The sequence below is a fragment of the Streptomyces sp. NPDC019396 genome (assembly GCF_040632375.1).
Lineage (GTDB): Bacteria > Actinomycetota > Actinomycetes > Streptomycetales > Streptomycetaceae > Streptomyces.
In genome coordinates, this window is record NZ_JBEYBS010000015.1 from 67,728 (window position 1) to 83,069 (window position 15,342).

A 15,342-nucleotide genomic window follows, 5' to 3' on the forward strand; every position below is an offset into this window, starting at 1 on the left:
GGCGCCGCCGTCACCGCCGTTCGATCTCAGTCGGCTGACAAACGAGCCTGTCCCCAGGCCGGTCTCAGGCCTCGATTCCCGGCGGAAGAAGCGGCCCGCAGTCCCACTGCTGGAATATCAACCGGGTCTCCACACGGGCGACTTCGGGTCGCGAGGTGAACTCGTCCAGCACCAGTCGCTGGAGATCGGCCGTGTCAGCAACGGCCACATGCACCAGATAGTCGTCAGGGCCCGTCAGATGGAAGAGAGCACGTGTCTCGGGCAGCGCCCGGATCCGGTCGACGAAAGGGGCGATCAGTTCGCGCCGGTGCGGGCGTACCTGAACGGAGAGCAGCGCTTCAAGCCCGCGGCCGAGTTTGGCCGGATCTATTCGGAGCTGATGGCCGAGGATCACTCCGCTGCGCCGCAGCCGGGCCACCCGGTCCAGACAGGTCGAGGGGGCGACACCCACTTCGGCGGCCACCTCCCGGTAGGTGGTCCGGGCGTCGTTCTGGAGAACGCGCAGTATGTGGAGATCGACCGGGTCCAGTACGACGGATGAAGCCATGGCCCGAACGTAACACGGAGCGACCCCGCTACTCACCGGTAGTTGTTCACTCTTCGCTCATGGATCACGTCGCCTCGAACGTCCCCACCCCGGGCAGCCGGGCACTCGCCACCGAAGCCGTGCACGCCGGCCGCGAAGACCTCGTGTCGCTCGGCCTGCACGCCGCACCCATCGACCTGTCCACCACCTACCCCTCGCACGACGTGGCGGAGGAGGCGGCGCGGATCGACGCCTTCGCGTCGACCGGCGCCCGGCTCGACGGACCGCCCGTCTACGCCCGGCTGGACAATCCCACCACGGCCCGCTTCGAAACGGCACTCGCCCGGCTCGAAGGCGCGGGCGATGCGGTGGCCTTCGCCAGCGGAATGGCCGCGCTGACCGCTGTTCTGCTGGTCAGGGCCTCGATGGGGCTGCGTCATGTGGTCGCCGTCCGGCCGTTGTACGGCTGCAGCGACCATCTGCTGGAGGGCGGCCTGCTCGGCACCGAGGTCACCTGGACCGACCCGGCGGGCGTCGCCGCCGCGATCAGGCCGGACACCGGACTGGTCATGGTCGAGACCCCCGCGAACCCCACGCTCGCCGAGACCGACATCAGGGCGCTCGCCCACGCCTGCGGCTCGGTGCCCCTGCTGGTCGACAGCACCTTCGCCACCCCTGTGCTCCAGCGCCCGGTGGAGCAGGGCGCACGGATCGTGCTGCACAGCGCGACCAAGTACCTCGGCGGACACGGCGATGTGATGGGTGGCGTAGTCGCCTGCGACGAGGAGTTCGCCGCCGCACTGCGCCAGGTGCGGTTCGCCACCGGTGGGGTGCTCCACCCGATGGCGGGCTACCTCCTGCTGAGGGGACTCGCCACGCTCCCGGTGCGGATCCGCGCGGCATCGGTGACGGCCGCCGAGCTGGCCAGGCGGCTCGCCGCCGACCCGCGCGTCGCCCGGGTGCACTACCCGGCCGTCGGCGGCGCCATGGTCGCCTTCGAGGTCCATGGAGACGCCCGCGAGGTGATCGCCGGTGTCCGGCTGATCACGCCCGCGGTGAGCCTCGGCAGCGTCGACACCCTGATCCAGCACCCGGCCTCCATCAGCCACCGCATCGTGGCCGAGGGAGACCGGCACGCCGCAGGCGTCAGTGACCGGCTGCTGCGGATGTCGGTCGGTCTCGAGGATGTGGATGACCTCTGGGCCGATCTGCGCGAGGCGCTGAGCGCTACCCCCGCGCGGTCCGGCCGTGCGGGAGCGGCGACCGCGGCTCGCGGCCAGGCGCCCGCGGCAGCTCATGGGGGAGCCCGGACGGCGGCGGAGCCGAGCCCAGCCGTGCGCTGATCACCAGGGTGCCCTCCTCGATCTGGAAGTCGAGCGGGAAGCCGAGCCCGCGCATGGCGGCGACCATGCCGGTGTTGGACGCCTGAGTCACGGCGTACACGCTCTCGCATCCCGCGTCGACGGCCATCGCGACCAGACGGCCGAGCAGCTCGGAGCCGATACCGCGGCGCTGCCAGTCGTCCTCGACGAGGAGGGCCACCTCCGTCTCGTCGCCGTCCCAGAGCAGATGGCCCAGGGCGACGAGCCGGCCGGACGCCGTCTCGACGGCGAGGCTCCGGCCGAAGCTCGGGCTGAGCAGATGGTTCAGATAGCGGTCCGCGTCGCCCACCGGACCGTGGTAGCGCAGCGCCAGCGTGCGTGCGGAGCAGCGGTCGTGCATCGCACGGGCCGCGGGGACGTCGCCGCGGTCGGCACGGCGCACGGTGATCTCGCCCGCCTCCGGCAGGGTCAGCACATCCTGGCCGCGCGGGACCCGCGGACCGAGCCGGGCGTCGAGCTCCACGAGGGCGCGGGCACGGGCGAACTCGGTGGGAGTGAACGGCAGATACGGCCGCTCCACCGTGATCGTGCCACCGTTCGGATCGCGCAGCCGCAGCACGGTCTCGTCCAGGACGCCTTCGACGGGCACGGGGTCGCCGTTCGGCCGGCCTCCGAGGGTGAGCGCGGGCTGGGCGTGGATGGTGCAGCGGCCGAGCAGCTGGCGGAGGGCGAGCGGGAGTTCGGCGGCGTCGAGGGCCGCGCGGGTCGCGAGGCCGAGCAGCCGGGTCGGAATGTCGACCAGGTCATGGGCGTCGGCCCGCTCGATCCAGGTGCTGCTGCCGCCCGCGGCCGCCACCTCGCGGGTGATCTGCTGGGCCGGGAGCGCGGCGGGGGCGCGTAGCAGGAACTCGTCGACCGTGCCGGCGGCCAGCGGATGGGTCTGGAGGGTGAGGATGTCCACCTGGTGGCGGGCGAGCGCGGTGCACAGGGCGGCGAGGCTGCCCGGCTGGTCCTTCACCGTGGTCCTCATGCGCCACAGCGCGGTCCCGTCCGGCCGCCCCGGCTCCCCGGTGGTGCCCGTGGCATGGGTCGCGTCGGTGCCGGCGGTCCCGGATGCTGCGGCTCCGGGACCGCCGGTATCCGCGGTCGGAGGCGCGTGGCCGTGGCGGCGTGCCCACCAGGCGTGGAACACGGCCGTGGCGACGAGCGCGACAGCCGAGACAGCCAGCAGATACGGGCCGTCGGGGCCGTGGGCGACCGTGTTCGCGACGGCGTCGGCCACGGCGACAGCACTGAAGAGGGCGGCCAGTTCGACCAGGTCCCGCCGCCACTGATGCCGGCGGCGGGGATGCTTCGCGGAAGTCGTGTCAGTCATGCCATCACTGTGGCGGAGCGTTGTTGCGTGATCACGAACGCCTTGTGACTGACTGGTTAAGTGTCCGTTTGGGCGCCTTTGTGTGTTCTGGTCGTTCCCGTCTGAGGGTGATCGGGCCTTCGGTCGGTCGTGCCCAGCAGCCGACCTGCACGGGCCGCCGGGCGTGATGAGCCACACCGCGCGGGGAGTCGGCGAAACCCGGGCACCGGCCCGCCGGTGCCGGGCGCTGCACGGAGCCGGCGGCCATCGTCAGGTCGACCATGGCGCGGGGCGGTTCACCGCAAGCCGGTGGTCCGGCGGCGAGCATCGGTGGGGTCGTGGAGACGCGCGCCGGGAGACCCTGGTGTACCGGCGCCGCCCCGCCGGCTCAGCGACTGCCGTCGAGGATCACCCGGGCCACCAGCGCGGGGTCGTCGTTCATCGGGACATGACCGCAGCCGGGCAGTCGCACCAGACGGGCGCCGGGGATGGCGTGCTTTGCGCGGACGCCCTGGCGGCGTAGCAGCAGGCGGTCGCGGGTGCCCCAGGCCACCGTCACCGGAATCCCGGGTACGTCGTCGGTGAACAGGACCCCGCGACCGGCGCCCAGGGTCCGGTGGAACCCGGTGGCGCCACGGAGGGCAAGGGTCTCGGCGACCACCGCCTCGGGTGAGCGGCGGCCCGGGCGGGCGTAGATGGTGCTGGTGAGGGCCGCGCGCCCGGGAGCGCTGCGGGCCAGGCCGTCGATCATCGGCCGGGGCAGCGCCAGGGCGGCGCGCCGCATCGTGAGCAGCGTCCCGAACGCGTAGCGGCGCTCTGCCTCCGTCCAGAAGCCGGCCGGGGAGAGCGCGGTCACGGAGCGGACGAGCTTCTCGCGGCCCATGGCCAGGGCGAGCAGCCCGCCGAGCGAGTTGCCCGCGACATGCGGTCGTTCCACGCCGAGTGCCTCGCATAGCCCGCCGAGCACGGGCACCACGGTGGACAGGTCGTACGCCATGCCCGCGGGCAGCGCGGCGGACGTGCCGAAACCGGGCAGGTCGATGGCGATGACATCGCGCTCCGGTGCCAGCAGCGGGATGACGGGCTCCCAGGCCTGCCAGTGGTGGCCTATGCCGTGGAGCAGCAGAAGGGGCTCGCCGGACCCCGTGCGCTCATAGGCCACGGTCAGGGACTGGCGCACACCGGCCGAAACCACGTCGAACGAGACCTTCGAGGTCATGCTGCTGCTCCTTGAACTCGGCGGCCGCGCCCGCTGATACGGTTTGTCAGCACAGGATTACCGCTCAGTAGCCTCTAGTTCAAGGGGAAGCGCGCCACACGTGCCTGCCGAATCCGCCGCTGATGTCTTCGAGACCCACCGCCCCGTGCTGACCGGTGTCGCCTACCGCATGCTCGGCCGGTTCTCCGACGCCGAGGACGTGGTCCAGGACGCCTGGCTGCGCTGGTCCGCCGAGGAGCGCGGGGATGTCCGGGAGCCCCGCGGCTATCTGGTCAGGGTCACCACCCGGCTGGCGATCGACCGGCTGCGGCAGGCGCAGTCCCGGCGTGAGACCTATGTCGGGCCCTGGCTGCCCGAGCCGATCGCGACCGAGTCCGGCCCGTTCTCGCCGGACACCGCCGAGCGCGCCGTGCTCGAGGAGTCCGTGTCGCTGGCGGTGCTGATCGTCCTGGAGTCGCTGTCACCGCTGGAGCGCGCCGTGTTCGTGCTCAGGGAGGCGTTCGGATTCCCGTACGCCGACATCGCGGTCGCCCTCGACCGCAGCGAGGCGGCGGTGCGGCAGCTTGCCGGGCGGGCCCGCCGCCATGTCGGGGAGCGCAAGCCGCGGTACGACGTCGACGCGGCGCAGCGCCGTGAGCTCACCGAGCGGTTCCTGGCCGCTGCGGGCGGCGGTGACCTCGACGCCCTGATCGGACTGCTCGCCCCCGATGTGCGGCTGGTCAGCGACGGCGGCGGCAGGGCCAAGGCGGCACGGCGCGTCATCGAGACGGCGGACAAGGTGGGCCGTTTCCTGCTGGCCGTCGCCACGGGGTCAGTGGCCGGGGTGGAGTACCGCTTCATGCAGGTCAACGGGGCGCCCGGGTTGCTGCTGCTCGTGGGCGGGGAGCCGGACACCCTCGTGCAGATCGAGGTCAGGGACGGGCGGATCCAGTGCGTCTACCTGGTGCGCAACCCCGACAAACTCACGAACTTCCGGTAAACGATCCGGGATCCCCAGCCTCCCGTAGAGGGTGACGTCGGGTCGCCGCGGGCCCAAGGATTGGTCTTGACCAGCCGATGGGGCCGCTCTATGGTCGCAGACATAGTGCAGGAACCTTTAATAAACAAGCCACGGAAAACCACCGGGACAGGCAGGCACGGAGGACAGGGTGGGGACCACGCAGCTGGAAGCGGTGCCGGAGCCGAAGTACCGGCATCTCAAGGCCGTGATCGGCGAGGCGCTCGACTCCGAGTTCGCGGTCGGCGAGGTCCTGCCCAACGAGCGCGAGCTCGCCGCCCGCTTCGGTGTCGCCCGTGCCACGCTCCGTCAGGCCCTGGAACAGCTCACGCTGGAAGGGCGGTTGCAGCGTCGCCGCGGCGTGGGCACCACCGTGGCGCCACCCCGCATGGGCGTCGATGTCTCCACGTCATCGCAGGACTGGCCCGGGGGGCCGGGGGACGCCTGGGAGCCCGTCGGCTGCCTGTTCTCCCAGCCACCGGCCGCCGTTGCCATGGCGCTCGCTACCGACAGCGACGACGAAGTCCACACGGTGCGCCGGATGCTGGTCCGTCACGGTCAGCCCGTCGCGGCCGAACTGCTCTATGTGCCCGGTGATTCCTTCGAGTTCGTGTGCACCGCCGACGCCTCCTCAGGCGCCGCTCGGGCCGGTGAGGTGCTGCGCGCACTGCGGCAGCTCCCCCTGGACGGGCAGGACCGCGCCGTGGAGCTCGGCTCGGCCCGCGCCGACGACGCCAAGGAGCTGGACCGGCTGCCGGGCGCGCCCGTACTGGTCGTGACCACGCGTTACGTCAGCGCCGACCGCACCGCCGCGGTCTCCGTCGCCACCTATCGAGCGGACACCTGCCGGCTCACCTTCGGTGACTGAAACGGCGCGGCGGCGCACCGGTCAGCGCCGTTCCGTCACCGTCCCCGCCAGCGCGAACAGCGAATCCTCCACATGGTCCAGCGCCACGCGCAGCGCACCCGTCGCCACCGCCGCATCGCCCAGCACCGACAGGGCCACACGGGGCGGTCGCAGGCAGAAGCGTGACAGCTCCTCGCGCAGCGGATCCAGGACACCCTCCAGCCCCGCCGCCCAGCCGCCGACCACGACCAACTCGGGGTCCAGCGCCAGCACCAGAGCCGCCACGTCGTGCACCAGGCGCTGGATGAACCGGTCCACCGCCGCACGCGCACGCTCGTCGCCCCGGCGGGCATCGGCGAAGACCTCCGCGACGGCCTGCTCGTCCAGCGGGGGCAGGGGCTCACCGGTGGTGGACAGCAGGGCCTCCGGAGTGGCTTCGCGGCCCAGCAGATGCATGGCCCCGATCTCCCCGGCCGCACCGCCGAAGCCCCGGTGCAGCCGTCCTCCGATCAGGGAGCCGGCGCCGGGGCTCAGCCCGGCGAGGACGAAGACGATGTCGTCGGAGTCCGTGGCCGAGCCCTTCCAGTGCTCGGCGACCGCCGCGGCGTTGGCGTCGTTCTCCACCAGCACGGGACAACGGAACGACCGCCGCAGCCGCTCGCCCAGCGCCAGCCCCGTCCAGCCGGGCAGCGCGGTGCACAGCCGTACGGTGCCGTCGGCCTCCACGATGCCCGGGGTGCCAACGCCCACGGCCCGCAGCGAGCTGCGGGCGACACCGGAGCGGCGCAGCACCTGGGCGACCAGCGCGCGCACCTGTTCCAGTCGCTCATCGGCTGACGCGGTCTGAGCCACCTCCCGCGAGCCGGTGCCCGAGATCTCGCCGTCAAGACCGGACAGCAGCACGGCCACCCGGTGCGGGCCGATCTCCACACCTAGGAGATGTCCCGCCTCCGTCCGGAACCGGAACCGCCGCGCCGGGCGGCCCTGCCGCCTGGTCTGCCCCTTCTCGGGTTCCCCGGGCGCGACCTCGGCGACGAGCCCGTCCCCGATCAGTCCCTCGACCACTCCCTCGACCGTGGGGCGCGACAGGCCGGTGACACGGGTCAGATCGGTGAGCGTGGCGGTACCGGCGCCCCGCAGCGCGTCCAGCACCACTGCGGAGTTGATGCGCCGCAGCAGCGACGGGTCTCCACCGGTCAGCCGCCCCACGGTGGGTCCTTCCTGGTCGTGCGGGTGTCTGGCGGATCGTACTCGCTGCCGGGACGCCTGACGGCACGCCATATGTCAGTGGGGACGGCTTTACTGGAGCGCATGACCACCCTCGCTCGGCATCTGGCGACCATCGACCTGCTGCGCTCACGGCCCTTCCCCGTGGCGGCCGGCCGGTCTGACGTGGGCGACAGCGGCCCCGGTTTCCACACGACCGAGCTGATCACGAGTGGGGGGTTCTGGGACGACCGCTCCCGGATGGAGATCGTGGCCGAGCAGTTCGAGGCGGAGCGCGAGGCACTGGCGCTGCTGCTCAGCGAACGGTGGGGGGAGCCGCAGGTGTTCGGTCTGTACTCGCTGTTCACCCGGTCCGTCGAGGACGGTGAGGAGATACCCGAGCCCTGGAGGGTGCTCGGCAACTCGGTGCCGGATGTGCACCTGTGGCGTGTGGACGGGCTGTGGGTGGTGCTCGGCATCTCGAAGTGGGACACGGAGCTGCCGTACCAGCTGCTGGCCGTGGTCACCGAGACGGATCCTCCCTGACCGGGCTCTACGGGGCTGCCGCAGCCGCGCGCCGGATCGCGTCCAGTGCCCGGGCCACGTCGTCGTCGGTCGTGGACCAGTTGCACACCGAGATGCGCATCACCCGGCGGCCATTCCAAGTGGAGCCGCTGATCCAGACCGTGCCGTCCGCGAGCAGCCGGTCCAGTACCCGGTCCGTGCGGGCGTCGTCGCCGAAGTCGGCGCAGACCTGGGTGAACACCACGTCGTTCAGCACCCGGGCCCCCTCGATGGCGGCGATGCCATGGGCGAACACCGAGGCATGGTGGCACAACCGTTCGACAAGGGCGGCGACACCCGACCTGCCGAGCGAACGGAGCACGGCCCAGACGGTGAAGGCCCTGCCCCGACGGGAGAGTTCGGGGACCTTGTCGAACGGGTCGCCCCGTTCGTGCTGGATGAGGTAGTCGCCGCGCTGGCCCATCGCCGCGCGAAGCGCCGGGGCGTCCCGTACGACGGCGAGACCGCAGTCGTAGGGGACGTTCAGGGTCTTGTGGGCGTCCGTGGCCCAGGAGTCGGCCCGCGCGCAGCCCGCGGTCAGCCGGGCGTACTCGGGGGACGCCGCGGCCCAGAGGCCGAAGGCTCCGTCGATGTGCACCCACGCGCCCGCGGCGCGGGCGGCTTCGACCGTCTCCTCGAACGGGTCGAAGGCTCCGGTGTGGATCTCCCCGGCCTGGAGCGCGACGATCGTCGGTGGCTCCGAGCGGGCGCCCTCGTCCGTGCCCGCGGCCAGGGCGTCCAGCAGTGCGGCGGGGATGATGCGCCCCTGGCTGTCCGTCGCCACCGGACGCGGTGCGCCGAGCCCGAGATAGCGGAGCGCCAGGTCGATCGTCATATGGCGGCACTCACCCGCGAGCACCCGGACCGCAGGGCCGCCGCTGAGACCGTCGCGGGCGGTGTTCCAGCCCGCCCGTCTCAGCACCGTGTCGCGTGCCGCGGCGAGACAGGTGAAGTTGGCCATGGTGGCGCCGGTGGTGAAGCCGACGGCACTGCCCGGCGGCAGACCCAGGAGATCCAGGAGCCATCCTTCGGCGATGTCCTCCACCGCCGTGTGCGCAGGGGAGATCAGGCGCAGCACGGAGTTCTGGTCCCATGCGCTCACCAACCAGTCGGCGGCCAGAGCAGCAGGTTCGGTCCCGCCGATCACGAAGCCGTAGAAACGGCCGCTGGGGAAGCCCGTGAGCCCGGGCTCGCAGGCGGTGGCGAGCAGCTCGATCACGTCCTCGGGCGGGCTCGGACCGTCCGGTAGCTCGGTGCCGAGCGCGCGTACGACCTCCTCGACGGACGCCCGGGCCGGTATCCGCCGTTCGGACAGGCTCGCGAGCCAGTGAACGGCATGGTCGTACGCCCGGTGCAGCGCCGCCTCTCGCGGGTCCGCCGCCCCTCGCGGGTCCATGCTTCGGACTATGGACCTGGCGTGGGGAGCCCGCAACACAGCCGCCGGGAGATCCTCGCGCGGTGCGGCCCTGCCCCGTACGCGGCAGCGTGCCCGGGGAAGTCAGGCCGCCTGCTGGGCCACGCCGGCGGCCAGCCGCAGCCGCCGGTACTCCTCGGCCATGGACCGCACGGTCCAGTGGGCGTTGAGGCCGCTCGGATTGGGAAGCGCCCAGATCCGCGTCCCGCCGATCGTCCGCTCCTGTGGGCCGATGCGCGCGGCGCGCTCCCCGAAGGCCGTGCGGTACGCGGTGATCCCGGCGACGGCGAGCCAGCGGGGCCGCAGCCGCTCCACTTTCTCCGTCAGGATCCTGCCTCCCTCACGGAACTCCTCCGCACCCAGCTCGTCGGCGCGGGCGGTGGCACGGGCGGCCACATTGGTGATGCCGAGTCCGTACGTCAGCAGCTCGTCCTGCTCGTCCGGCCGCAACTGCCGTGGGGTGAAGCCCGCGAGGTGCAGCACCGGCCAGAAGCGGTTGCCCGGACGGGCGAAGTGATGGCCCGTCGCCGCCGTCAGCAGACCGGGGTTGATCCCGCAGAACAGCACGGCGAGGCCGTCCGCGATCACATCGGGTACGAGGCGATCGCGGGCGGCCTCCAGCTCAGCCGGCGTGAACCGGGGCGTCCGAGTCAGAGGATCGACCCGGGGGCGTATCCCGCGGCCTCGGGGTGCTGCTTGGTGATCTCCTCGATACGCGAGACCACCGCCGCGACCTGGTCGCCCGCCGCGCCCGTGAAGGACAGCTTGTCCGCCATGAGGGCATCGAGCCCGGCGCGGTCCAGCGGGATGCGCTCGTCGGCTGCGAGCTTGTCCAGCAGCTCGTTGCGCTCGGCGCCCTGCTCGCGCATCGCCAGGGCGGAGGCCACGGCGTGCTCCTTGATGGCCTCATGGGCGATCTCCCGGCCGACTCCGGCGCGAACGGCGCCCATCAGGACCTTGGTCGTGGCCAGGAAGGGGAGGTAGCGGTCGAGTTCACGCGCGACGACCGCGGGGAAGGCACCGAACTCGTCCAGCACCGTCAGGAAGGTCTCCAGCAGTCCGTCGAAGGCGAAGAAGGCGTCCGGGAGCGCCACCCGGCGCACCACGGAGCACGAGACATCGCCCTCGTTCCACTGGTCACCCGCCAGCTCGCCGGTCATCGAGGCATAGCCGCGCAGGATGACCATCAGACCGTTGACGCGCTCGCAGGAACGGGTGTTCATCTTGTGCGGCATCGCCGAGGAGCCGACCTGGCCGGGCTTGAAGCCCTCGGTGACCAGCTCGTGTCCCGCCATCAGCCGGATGGTCTTCGCGAGCGAGGACGGCGCGGCGGCGAGCTGCACCAGCGCCGTGACCACGTCGTAGTCCAGGGACCGCGGGTAGACCTGGCCGACGGAGGTGAAGGCCTGTGCGAAGCCCAGGTGAGCGGCGATGCGCTGCTCCAGCTCGGCGAGCTTGGCCGCGTCACCGCCGAGCAGATCGAGCATGTCCTGGGCGGTGCCGACCGGTCCCTTGATACCGCGCAGCGGATAGCGGCCGAGCAGCTCCTCCAGCCTCCCGAAGGCGACGAGGAGCTCGTCGGCGGCCGTCGCGAAGCGCTTGCCCAGCGTCGTGGCCTGCGCGGCCACATTGTGCGAGCGGCCGGCCATCACCAGCTCCGCGTACTGACCGGACAGCGCGCCGAGACGGGCGAGCACCGCCACAGTGCGGTCGCGGACCAGCTCCAGCGAGAGCCGGATCTGGAGCTGCTCCACGTTCTCGGTCAGATCACGGGAGGTCATGCCCTTGTGCACATGCTCATGACCCGCGAGGGCGTTGAACTCCTCGATGCGGGCCTTCACGTCGTGCCGTGTGACCTTCTCGCGCTCGGCGATGGAGGCCAGATCGACCTGGTCGAGTACGCGCTCGTAGTCGGCGAGCGCGGCCTCGGGCACCTCGATCCCGAGGTCCCGCTGGGCACGCAGCACGGCCAGCCAGAGCCGGCGCTCCAGCTTCACCTTCTGCTCGGGGGACCACAGGTCGGCGAGCTCCGCGGAGGCGTAGCGGCCGGCCAGGACATTGGGGATGCGGGGCTTGGCAGTCACGTGTAGGGATTCTACTGGCGGTTTACGCAGGCCAGCGCCCCGCCCCGATTTGTGGCTTGCTACGAGAGTCCCGCGGTCTCCCCGTCGGTCGCGGCGGTGTGCGGGGCAGTGTGCTGCGCGATGAGCGGGGCGGTGTACGGAAGCAGCTCAGGCCGCTTGGCCGGCCTGCCGTCGCCGGAGGAACGCCCGGTGAGCCGCCGTCCGATCCAGGGCACCAGATGCTCCCGGGCGAAGCGCAGATCCGCCGCGCGCCGGGTGGACCATCCCGGAGGTGCGGCCGGGGGCAGCGGAATTCGCCAGTCCTCCTCGGCGGCCAGCCCCAGTGTCTGCCAGACCGCCTCGGCGACCCGCCGGTGGCCTTCGGCGGTCAGATGCAGTCTGTCCACGTCCCACAGCCGCTGGTCCCCGAGTACCGGGGCGCCGTACAGGTCCACCACCAGTGCGCCATGCCGGGCGGCGAGCATGTCGATATGGGCGAACAGCTCCTCCATGCGCGGGCGGAAGCGCTCCATGACCGGACCGTTGCGCCCCGGGCTGCGCATCAGCACCAGCCGGCCGCACGAGGGCGCCAGCCGCTCCACCGCCTCGTCGAGCAGCCCCCGCACCCGTCCCATGTCGCACTTCGGGCGCAGGGTGTCGTTGAGTCCGCCGACGAGGGTCACCACGTCCGCGTTCATGCCGGCGGCGCGGTCCACCTGCTCATCGACGATCTGGCCGATGAGCTTCCCGCGGACCGCGAGGTTCGCGTACCGGAAGCCGGGGGTGCGGGCCGCGAGCCGTGCCGCGAGGAGATCGGCCCAGCCCCGGTACGTGCCGTCGGGCTGTCCGTCGGACATGCCCTCGGTGAAGGAGTCGCCGATCGCGACAAAGCTGGTGTACGCGGCATTCATCTCCATGGCGGGCCGATCATACCGCGCGGTATGCCATGGGGGTCCGGGGGTGTCCGGCCGGCGGTCGGGGACCGGTCGTAGTCGGTCGCTCACGGCTCGATAATGTCCCGTACATGACGAACCTGTTGAGCGGTGCCTTCTGGGCCGCCACCGCCGAACGCGCCATCCGCACCTTCGCCCAGTCCCTCGCCGCCGTGCTCGTCGCCAAGGCGACGAGCCTCTTCGACGTGGACTGGCCCGCCGCGCTGGCGACAGCCGGCCTGGCCACCCTGCTCTCCGTGCTCACGGCGATAGGCGCCTCGGGCGTGGGCGGGCGCGGCCCCGGCATCACCGAGACCACGGACCGCGCCCCCTCGCCTCAGCGGCCCTGATCCGGTGTGCCGACCAGCTCCCGCAGGATGTCCTCCATCGTGACCAGTCCGGCCAGCTTGCCGTCCTCGTCGAGCACCGCGGCGAGATGGGTACGGCTTCGGCGCATCGCGGTCAGCACGTCGTCGAGCGGGGTCACGCCATGTACGCGGGCGATCGGCCGCAGCGCCGTGACCGGGAACGGCATATCGCGGGGAGCCTCGTCCAGGGCGTCCTTCACGTGGAGGTAGCCGAGGATCTGGCGCGTGTCGTCCAGGACCGGGAAGCGGGAGAAGCCCGACTCCGCGGAGAGCCGCTCCAGCTCCTCGGGCGTGGTGCCGACCTGTGCGTAGACCACCCGCCCGACCGGCATCACGACCTCACGCACCGGCCGCCGTCCCAGCTCGAGCGCGTCGTGCAGCCGCTCGGCGGCCCGGTCGTCCAGGAGTCCCGCGTCCCCCGAGTCGCGCACCATCCGGGCCAGCTCGTCGTCCGAGAACGTCGCGGAGACCTCGTCCCTGACCTCGACCCGCAGCAGCTTGAGCAGGGTGTTGGCGAAAGCGTTGATCGTGAAGATCACTGGACGCAGTGCCCGGGCCAGCGCCACCAGCGGCGGACCGAGGGTCAGCGCCGTACGGGTCGGCTCGGCCAGCGCGATGTTCTTGGGCACCATCTCGCCGAGCAGCATGTGCAGATACGTCGCCACCGCCAGCGCGATCACGAACGAGATCGGGTACACCAGGCCGTGCGGCACTCCCACGGCGTCGAAGACGGGCTCCAGCAGGTGCGCGATCGCCGGCTCGGCGACCACGCCCAGCACCAGCGTGCACAGGGTGATGCCGAGCTGAGCCGCGGCCAGCAGGGCCGAGACGTGTTCCAGGCCCCAGATGACGCTGAGCGCCCTCCGGTCGCCTTGCTCGGCCTTCGGCTCGATCTGGCTGCGGCGCACCGAGACCAGAGCGAACTCGGCGCCGACGAAGAAGGCGTTGACGACCAGGGTCAGCAAGGCGATGAAGAGCTGGATCGCGGTCATCGCGCGGGCCTCCCGTCGGCGTCGTGGCCGGCCGGCCCGTCGGTGTAGGTATCGGTGTCGGTTTCGGTGTCGGCGTCATCGTCCGCCGGGAGGAGGGGCGCGTGCAGCAGCACCCGTGCGGCACGCCGCCCGGACGCGTCCACGACATCGAGCCGCCAGCCCGAGTGCTCGATGGTGTCGCCGACGGCCGGTATCCGCCCGAGGGTGCTGGCGATCAGACCGGCCAGCGTCTCGTACGGACCGTCCGGCACCCGCAGCCCGATGGCCTGGAGCTGATCGGTGCGCGCGGCCCCGTCGGCGGACCACAGGGCCCGGCCGTCCGCGTCCTCGCCCGCGCGGGCCAGGTCGGGGGTCTCGTGCGGATCGTGCTCGTCGCGCACCTCGCCGACGACCTCCTCGACGATGTCCTCCAGGGTGACCACTCCGGCCGTGCCGCCGTACTCGTCGATGACCACGGCCATCGTCCGCTTGGCGGACAGCCGGTCCAGCAGCCGGTCCACGGTCAGCGTCTCGGGCACCAGGACCGGCTCCCGCAGCAGCTCGACCACCGGGTGCCGGTGCCGCTCGTCGGCCGGTACGGCGAGGACGTCCTTGATGTGGGCGATCCCGATGACCGTGTCGAGGCTGTCCCGGTAGACGGGGAAGCGTGAGAGCCCGGTGGCCCGGGTGGCGTTGGCGACGTCCTCGGCGGTCGCCTGCGCTTCGAGGGCGGTGACCTGGACGCGCGGGGTCATCACGTTCTCCGCCGTCAGCTCGGCGAGGTTGAGGGTGCGGACGAACAGCTCGGCGGTGTCCGCCTCCAGCGCGCCCTCCTTGGCGGAGTGCCGGGCCAGGGCGATGAGCTCCTCGGGGGTGCGCGCCGAGGCGAGCTCCTCCGTCGGCTCGAACCCGAACCGGCGCACCATGCGGTTCGCCATGCTGTTCAGATGGCCGATCAGCGGGCGGAACGCCGCGGAGAACACCCGCTGCGGGGTGGCGACGACCTTGGCCACCGCGAGCGGAGAGGAGATCGCCCAGTTCTTGGGGACCAGCTCGCCGACGACCATCAGCACGATCGTCGACAGTGTCGTACCGATGACCAGCGCGAGAGACGAGGCCACGGACTCGGACACGCCGATCGCCTCGAGCGGACCCGCGATCAGCTTGGCGATCGACGGCTCGGCGAGCATGCCGACCACGAGATTGGTGACGGTGATGCCGAGCTGGGCCCCGGAGAGCTGGAAGGTGAGCCCGCGGACCGCCTTCAGCGCGCTGGCGGCGCCGCGCTCACCCCGCTCGGCGGCGCGCTCGAGTTCGGGGCGCTCGACCGTAGTGAGCGAGAACTCCGCCGCGACGAACGCTCCGCAGGCGAGGCAGAGCAGCACCGCCACCAGGAGCAGGAGCACTTCGGTCATCGGTTCACCTCCGTCCCATGATCGGCCAGTGGGAGGAGGAACGCTCGGTTTCCGAGGTGATGACTGCTACTGGGAGGCTCGCCCATGGGCGGACGCTCACACCTTTCGTTCGAAGGTAAGGAGGTTCACCTATGGTAAAGGACC

General features: G+C 71.8%; 15 protein-coding genes. 5 read left to right on the forward strand and 10 right to left on the reverse strand.

Translation table 11 applies throughout. From position 1 onward, the window contains the following. Window positions 1-64: 64 nt before the first annotated feature. The gene (locus ABZ532_RS19005) at window positions 65-547 is read right to left on the reverse strand and encodes an Lrp/AsnC family transcriptional regulator (RefSeq protein WP_361284452.1); all 483 of its coding nucleotides are present in this window, start codon (window positions 545-547) and stop codon (window positions 65-67) included. 59 nt (window positions 548-606) lie between these two features. Between ABZ532_RS19005 and ABZ532_RS19010 the strand changes: the two genes are divergently transcribed. After that, the gene (locus tag ABZ532_RS19010; protein ID WP_361284455.1) at window positions 607-1,869 is read left to right on the forward strand and encodes a PLP-dependent transferase; all 1,263 of its coding nucleotides are present in this window, start codon (window positions 607-609) and stop codon (window positions 1,867-1,869) included. Here the strand turns inward: ABZ532_RS19010 and ABZ532_RS19015 are convergent. Together ABZ532_RS19015 and ABZ532_RS19020 are read right to left on the reverse strand one after the other, a co-directional pair. Beyond that, window positions 1,754-3,223 carry a GNAT family N-acetyltransferase gene (locus tag ABZ532_RS19015; RefSeq protein WP_361284458.1) on the reverse strand — a complete coding sequence of 490 codons (1,470 nt, stop codon included), beginning with the start codon at window positions 3,221-3,223 and terminating at the stop codon, window positions 1,754-1,756. The genes ABZ532_RS19010 and ABZ532_RS19015 overlap by 116 nt on opposite strands. Window positions 3,224-3,590: 367 nt before the next feature. Beyond that, window positions 3,591-4,421, reverse strand: coding sequence for an alpha/beta fold hydrolase (locus tag ABZ532_RS19020; protein ID WP_361284461.1), 831 nt, complete (start codon window positions 4,419-4,421; stop codon window positions 3,591-3,593). 100 nt (window positions 4,422-4,521) lie between these two features. Here ABZ532_RS19020 and sigJ point away from each other — a divergent pair, with 100 nt between their 5' ends. After that, the gene (sigJ, locus tag ABZ532_RS19025) at window positions 4,522-5,400 is read left to right on the forward strand and encodes an RNA polymerase sigma factor SigJ (RefSeq protein WP_361284464.1); all 879 of its coding nucleotides are present in this window, start codon (window positions 4,522-4,524) and stop codon (window positions 5,398-5,400) included. A 169-nt stretch (window positions 5,401-5,569) separates the two neighbouring features. Continuing rightward, window positions 5,570-6,286, forward strand: a complete 717-nt coding sequence (locus ABZ532_RS19030) for a GntR family transcriptional regulator (protein ID WP_361284467.1) — start codon at window positions 5,570-5,572, stop codon at window positions 6,284-6,286. Between the two features lie 21 nt (window positions 6,287-6,307). Here ABZ532_RS19030 and ABZ532_RS19035 read toward each other — a convergent pair whose 3' ends face one another. Beyond that, window positions 6,308-7,474 carry an ROK family protein gene (locus ABZ532_RS19035; RefSeq protein ID WP_361284470.1) on the reverse strand — a complete coding sequence of 389 codons (1,167 nt, stop codon included), beginning with the start codon at window positions 7,472-7,474 and terminating at the stop codon, window positions 6,308-6,310. A gap of 102 nt (window positions 7,475-7,576) precedes the next feature. Between ABZ532_RS19035 and ABZ532_RS19040 the strand changes: the two genes are divergently transcribed. Then, window positions 7,577-8,017: a hypothetical protein gene (locus tag ABZ532_RS19040; RefSeq protein ID WP_361284473.1), complete on the forward strand. Its 441-nt coding sequence runs from the start codon at window positions 7,577-7,579 to the stop codon at window positions 8,015-8,017. Window positions 8,018-8,024: 7 nt separating this feature from the next. Here ABZ532_RS19040 and ABZ532_RS19045 read toward each other — a convergent pair whose 3' ends face one another. The 4 genes from ABZ532_RS19045 to ABZ532_RS19060 form a co-directional block, all read right to left on the reverse strand. Then, a complete protein-coding gene (locus ABZ532_RS19045) occupies window positions 8,025-9,431 on the reverse strand; it encodes a pyridoxal-dependent decarboxylase (RefSeq protein ID WP_361284476.1) in 1,407 nt (468 codons plus the stop codon). 102 nt (window positions 9,432-9,533) lie between these two features. Then, entirely contained in the window at window positions 9,534-10,037 is a 504-nt protein-coding gene (gene mug / locus ABZ532_RS19050; protein ID WP_361284479.1) for a G/U mismatch-specific DNA glycosylase, read from the reverse strand. 62 nt (window positions 10,038-10,099) lie between these two features. Further along, window positions 10,100-11,533 (reverse strand): adenylosuccinate lyase, encoded by a 1,434-nt coding sequence (gene purB, locus ABZ532_RS19055; RefSeq protein WP_361284482.1) that lies wholly within the window; start codon window positions 11,531-11,533, stop codon window positions 10,100-10,102. Window positions 11,534-11,592: 59 nt separating this feature from the next. After that, on the reverse strand, window positions 11,593-12,429 hold the full coding sequence (locus ABZ532_RS19060; RefSeq protein WP_361284485.1) for an SGNH/GDSL hydrolase family protein: 837 nt from the start codon (window positions 12,427-12,429) through the stop codon (window positions 11,593-11,595). 107 nt (window positions 12,430-12,536) lie between these two features. Between ABZ532_RS19060 and ABZ532_RS19065 the strand changes: the two genes are divergently transcribed. After that, the gene (locus tag ABZ532_RS19065; protein ID WP_361284488.1) at window positions 12,537-12,794 is read left to right on the forward strand and encodes a holin; all 258 of its coding nucleotides are present in this window, start codon (window positions 12,537-12,539) and stop codon (window positions 12,792-12,794) included. On the opposite strand, the gene ABZ532_RS19070 is transcribed toward ABZ532_RS19065, so the two are convergent. Together ABZ532_RS19070 and ABZ532_RS19075 are read right to left on the reverse strand one after the other, a co-directional pair. Then, the gene (locus tag ABZ532_RS19070) at window positions 12,782-13,804 is read right to left on the reverse strand and encodes a hemolysin family protein (protein WP_361284491.1); all 1,023 of its coding nucleotides are present in this window, start codon (window positions 13,802-13,804) and stop codon (window positions 12,782-12,784) included. The two genes, ABZ532_RS19065 and ABZ532_RS19070, sit on opposite strands and share 13 nt — an antisense overlap. Then, window positions 13,801-15,198, reverse strand: a complete 1,398-nt coding sequence (locus ABZ532_RS19075; protein WP_361284494.1) for a hemolysin family protein — start codon at window positions 15,196-15,198, stop codon at window positions 13,801-13,803. The genes ABZ532_RS19070 and ABZ532_RS19075 overlap by 4 nt, the downstream gene beginning before the upstream one ends. Window positions 15,199-15,342: the final 144 nt, after the last annotated feature.

Bases quoted from the DNA above. Each gene is read 5' to 3' on its own strand.
- ABZ532_RS19005 (WP_361284452.1), bottom strand. From the start codon at position 547: ATGGCTTCATCCGTCGTACTGGACCCGGTCGATCTCCACATACTGCGC.
- ABZ532_RS19010 (WP_361284455.1), top strand. From the start codon at position 607: ATGGATCACGTCGCCTCGAACGTCCCCACCCCGGGCAGCCGGGCACTC.
- ABZ532_RS19015 (WP_361284458.1), bottom strand. From the start codon at position 3,223: ATGACTGACACGACTTCCGCGAAGCATCCCCGCCGCCGGCATCAGTGG.
- ABZ532_RS19020 (WP_361284461.1), bottom strand. From the start codon at position 4,421: ATGACCTCGAAGGTCTCGTTCGACGTGGTTTCGGCCGGTGTGCGCCAG.
- ABZ532_RS19040 (WP_361284473.1), top strand. From the start codon at position 7,577: ATGACCACCCTCGCTCGGCATCTGGCGACCATCGACCTGCTGCGCTCA.
- ABZ532_RS19045 (WP_361284476.1), bottom strand. From the start codon at position 9,431: ATGGACCCGCGAGGGGCGGCGGACCCGCGAGAGGCGGCGCTGCACCGG.
- ABZ532_RS19060 (WP_361284485.1), bottom strand. From the start codon at position 12,429: ATGGAGATGAATGCCGCGTACACCAGCTTTGTCGCGATCGGCGACTCC.
- ABZ532_RS19065 (WP_361284488.1), top strand. From the start codon at position 12,537: ATGACGAACCTGTTGAGCGGTGCCTTCTGGGCCGCCACCGCCGAACGC.
- ABZ532_RS19070 (WP_361284491.1), bottom strand. From the start codon at position 13,804: ATGACCGCGATCCAGCTCTTCATCGCCTTGCTGACCCTGGTCGTCAAC.
- ABZ532_RS19075 (WP_361284494.1), bottom strand. From the start codon at position 15,198: ATGACCGAAGTGCTCCTGCTCCTGGTGGCGGTGCTGCTCTGCCTCGCC.